2 protein-coding genes are annotated in these 2,864 nt (G+C 64.1%); both read left to right on the top strand.

What is annotated here, in order from left to right:
- Nucleotides 1-1,436, top strand: a 1,436-nt coding sequence (locus tag RA24_RS21420; protein WP_039194309.1) for a Re/Si-specific NAD(P)(+) transhydrogenase subunit alpha, incomplete at its 5' end; no start/stop codon positions are given.
- Between the two features lie 13 nt (nt 1,437-1,449).
- Nucleotides 1,450-2,864 (top strand): NAD(P)(+) transhydrogenase (Re/Si-specific) subunit beta (locus RA24_RS21415; protein WP_039194306.1); only part of this gene is annotated, 1,415 nt, incomplete at its 3' end.

The following is a 2,864-nucleotide window of genomic DNA, read 5'->3' as shown; positions in this document are numbered from 1 at the left end:
CCGATGCGGTCTATGAGGCGGCAGGCGTTGAGGTCATCAAGACCCCGGCAGCCTTGTGGAAGGCCTCGGATATCGTCGCCAAGGTTCGTCAGCCCGATGCCACCGAACTGAAGCGGCTGACCAAGGGCAAGACGCTGATCTCCTTCTTCAACCCTGCGGGCAACGAAGAAGGCATGGCGCTGGCCAAGTCCAAGGGCGCCAATGTCATCGCCATGGAAATGGTGCCGCGGATTTCGCGCGCGCAGAAGATGGACGCGCTGTCGTCGATGGCCAATATCGCGGGCTACCGCGCTGTCATCGAGGCGGGCAACAACTTCGGCCGCTTCTTCACCGGCCAGATCACCGCGGCAGGCAAGGTGCCGCCTGCCAAGGTTTTGGTGGTCGGCGCCGGGGTGGCGGGGCTTGCCGCCATCGGCACCTCGACCTCGCTGGGAGCCGTCACCTATGCCTTTGACGTGCGCCCCGAAGTGGCTGAGCAGGTCGAGTCGATGGGGGCCGAGTTTGTCTATCTGGACTTCGAGGAAGAGCAGCAGGACGGCGCTGCCACCGGCGGCTATGCCTCGGTCTCCAGCCCGGAGTTCCGCGAAGCACAGCTGGCCAAGTTCCGCGAGCTGGCCCCGGAGGTGGACATTGTCATCACCACCGCGCTGATCCCGAACCGCGAGGCGCCGGAACTGTGGACCGAGGATATGGTTGCCGCAATGAAGCCCGGCTCGGTCATTGTCGACCTGGCAGCGGAGAAGGGCGGTAACTGCAAGCTGACCGTCATGGACGAGAAGATCGTCACCGAAAACGGTGTCACCATCATCGGCTACACCGACTTCCCCAGCCGCATGGCGGCGCAGTCCTCGAGCCTTTACGCGACAAACATCCGCCACATGATGGCTGACCTGACGCCGGAGAAAGACGGTTTGGTCAATCACGACATGGAAGACGACGTGATCCGCGGTGCCACCGTCACGTTCGAGGGCGAGATCACCTTCCCGCCGCCGCCGCCGAAGGTGCAGGCCATTGCGGCCAAGCCCAAGGAGGCCGTGCCGGAGCTGACACCGGAGGAAAAACGCGCCAAGGAGGTTGAGGCCTTCAAGGCGCAGACCAAGAGCCAGGTCACCATGCTGGCCGGCGGCGGCGCGCTCTTGCTGCTGGTGGGCCTCTTTGCGCCGGTCAGCTTCATGCAGCACTTCATCGTCTTTGCGCTGGCCTGCTTCGTCGGCTTCCAGGTGATCTGGGGCGTGGCCCACTCGCTGCACACACCGCTGATGGCGGTCACCAACGCGATCTCCTCGATCATCATCCTGGGCGCGCTGATGCAGATCGGCTCCGGCAGCTGGCTGGTGATCCTCTTGGCCGCGCTTTCGGTCTTCATGGCCGGGATCAACATCTTCGGCGGCTTCCTCGTCACCCGGCGCATGCTCGCCATGTTCCAGAAATCTTAAGGAGGCCGGGCACATGGATTACGGTTTCACCACCGCCGCCTATGTTGTTGCGGCTGTTCTTTTCATCCTGAGCCTCGGCGGGCTGTCCAATCAGGAAAGCGCCAAGCGCGCGGTCTGGTACGGCATTGCCGGCATGGGGCTGGCGGTTTTTGCCACCCTCATCGGCCCCGGTTCCGGCCTGTGGCTGCTGTCGGTCCTGCTGATCGCAGGCGGCGGCATCATCGGCACCTATGTCGCCAAGAAGGTCCAGATGACCGAGATGCCGCAGCTGGTTGCCGCGATGCACTCGCTGGTCGGTCTGGCTGCGGTCTTTGTGGGCTTCATCGCCCATTTTGAGATCGGCAATGTGGCGGCCGCCGTGGCCGCGGGCAGCACCGAAGACCTCGGCACCTTTGCCAAGCTGATTGCCAAGAAGACCCCGGCAGAGATCTCCTTCCTGCGGGTTGAGCTGTTCCTCGGCATCTTCATCGGCGCCATCACCTTCACCGGCTCGGTCATCGCCTTTGGCAAGCTGGCGGGCAAGGTCACCTCGGCTGCCACCAAGCTGCCGGGCGGCCATATGCTGAACGCGGGCGCGGCGGGCCTCTCCTTCCTCTGCCTGATCTGGTACTTCGGCTCCGGCGGCTTCCTGCCGCTGTTCCTGATGACCCTGGCGGCGCTGTTCATCGGCTACCACCTGATCATGGGCATCGGCGGCGCTGACATGCCGGTGGTGGTCTCGATGCTGAACAGCTACTCCGGCTGGGCCGCGGCGGCGATCGGCTTCTCGCTTGGCAACGACCTGCTGATCGTGGTCGGCGCGCTGGTGGGCTCCTCCGGTGCGATCCTCTCCTACATCATGTGCAAGGCGATGAACCGCTCCTTCGTCAGCGTGATCCTGGGCGGCTTCGGCGGCACCACCGGTCCCGCGATGGAAGTGGAGGGCGAGCAGATCGCCATCGACGCCGACGGCGTTGCCACCGCGCTGGATGAGGCCGACAGCGTCATCATCATCCCCGGCTACGGCATGGCGGTGGCCCAGGCGCAGCAGAACGTGGCTGAGCTGACCCGCCGCCTGCGCGCAAAGGGCAAAGAGGTGCGCTTTGCGATCCACCCGGTTGCAGGCCGCCTGCCGGGCCACATGAACGTGCTGCTGGCCGAGGCCAAGGTGCCTTACGACATCGTCTTGGAAATGGACGAGATCAACGAGGACTTCCCGGACACCGACGTGGCCATCGTCATCGGCTCCAACGACATCGTCAACCCGGCCGCCCAGGAAGACCCTAACTCGCCGATCGCGGGCATGCCGGTCCTGGAGTGCTGGAAGGCGAAACAGGTGTTCGTCTCCAAACGAGGCCAGGGCACCGGCTACTCCGGCATCGAGAACCCCCTGTTCTTCAAGGAAAACACCCGCATGTTCTATGGCGATGCAAAGCAGAGCTTGGATAC

The organism is Leisingera sp. ANG-M6 (assembly GCF_000813905.1).
Taxonomy (GTDB): Bacteria; Pseudomonadota; Alphaproteobacteria; order Rhodobacterales; family Rhodobacteraceae; genus Leisingera.
Note: the sequence above shows the minus strand (reverse complement) of the source record. Positions and strands in the feature narration are given on the sequence as shown.